Origin of the sequence: Nodularia sp. LEGE 04288 (assembly GCF_963896525.1) — a bacterium.
Lineage (GTDB): Bacteria > Cyanobacteriota > Cyanobacteriia > Cyanobacteriales > Nostocaceae > Nodularia.
This window is the reverse complement of the sequence record NZ_CAWQOY010000083.1, coordinates 1-1,646: the sequence shown is the minus strand read 5'-3', so window position 1 is coordinate 1,646 and position 1,646 is coordinate 1. Positions and strand designations below refer to the sequence as shown.

Annotated in this window: 1 protein-coding gene and 1 pseudogene; both read right to left on the bottom strand. The window is 43.0% G+C overall.

What is annotated here, in order from left to right:
- On the bottom strand, nt 1-1,268 hold a 1,268-nt coding region (locus AACX33_RS05830), incomplete at its 3' end, for a serine/threonine protein kinase (RefSeq protein ID WP_227789462.1).
- Nucleotides 1,269-1,358: 90 nt separating this feature from the next.
- Nucleotides 1,359-1,646 (bottom strand): annotated as a pseudogene (locus tag AACX33_RS05825) (serine/threonine protein kinase); the annotation flags it as partial.

Below are 1,646 nucleotides of genomic sequence, written 5' to 3'. Positions count from 1 at the left end.
ACCATCAAAGCCCCATCCCCACCCACAGCTATAGCCCAAGATATAGCGATAGATACAACCGCAAAAACTAAGAATATGACAGCAAATTGAGTATAAGGGACTTTTCGCTTTTCAATTGGCAGAGGCGCTGTCTGGACTTGCACAGTTAAAGGGTAAACTGCTGGATCAGCATTACTACGCAATAGCAACTGACGTTTATACAGCTTGTCAGCCATCAACTTGCTAGTATCTACTTCCACACTACACTGAGTATGATTGCGGCTAAACTGAGCAGGTTCTACACAAATCCAAGGGTGAGAGTCCGGGGTATGGGGTGGGTCTTGGGGATGAGGCGCGACTTCCCATTTACCTTCGAGCATCGTATCTGGTATCGGGTTCTCAACTGTAATAGTTTGCCTTAGCCTTTCACCTAACTGAGTTGCTGTGAACTCTAGCACCGATGTACTCAACTCAACTCTTGGTACACGCACCAAATTAAGCTGTTTCAACGCATCTAAAGCTGTTTGTGCATCAGCAAAACGTTCATTGAATCGAGGTTTCACCATCAACTCCAACCAGTTGAGAAAGCGCAGACTTAATTTAGGCAACAAATGACGAAAATTAATCACATAAGGGTCATAGTCATCTGTTAAGTCTTGCATCTGCGTCGATTTTGTCCCAGTCAGTAGACAAATCAGCGTAGCACCCAAACCGTATAGGTCAGACCCTACCTTTGGCTTACGTATTTGCTCTGGGGGCATAAAACCAGGCGTACCATTAAATACACTACTAGCAGCTAGTTCCTGGCTCCCAATGCGACTCATCCCAAAGTCAATCAGATAAACATTAATTTGCTCATCCACTAAGATATTTTCTGGTTTAATATCTCGATGAATAACCGGAGGAATCCGATTTTGTAAATATACTAATATTTCTAAAACTTTGACGGCTATTTGTTTAATTTCTTCCGAGTCAAAGCTGCGTTGAACTGCTAAAGTCCGGGCGTTTTTGTATTCTTGAATCAAACAAAAGCCATCCAGTGTTTCCAATGCACCCAAATATTTGGGAATACCTGGGTGATTGAGTCCTTGTAGGACTTGAATTTCTCGCTCATGTTCTTTATACGCTGACCAGTCAGAACCAACTTGAGCAAAACAGAACTGCTTGATTACCACCTGTTGACTTGTCTTCAGGTCTGTCGCTAACCATGCAATTCTTCCCCCTTCCCGATTGCGTCCTAGTTCGCTGATGACTTGATAACCTTGTGGAGAAAAGTCTGGATAGCTCATAGTCTGGTAGCAGCAAGTTAATGTGATTAATTTAGCACATTCAGCTTTTTAGAGGATTTCCGAAAAGTGCAAACATAGTTTAATATTCATTCATGGTTTGATGAGACGTTCCTCAGACTTACGGTATTGAGCAATTAACTTGCGGCGTTCAGAGCGTTGAGAAAGCAGCATAGTTGCTAAGGGTAATCCGGTTCCTGACAGTGCTAATAAAATGTAGGGATTAAACAGTCCGACTATCCAACCAATTCCAATAGTAATTCCTAATCCGGCTGTGAGTAGCAGCAACGGTATACTAATTGACTTATTCTTAACACTAGCAGCGACAGTCGCAGCACCCATCACAGACGCAAGCACAGCCCCAATTACAGATCCAAACAC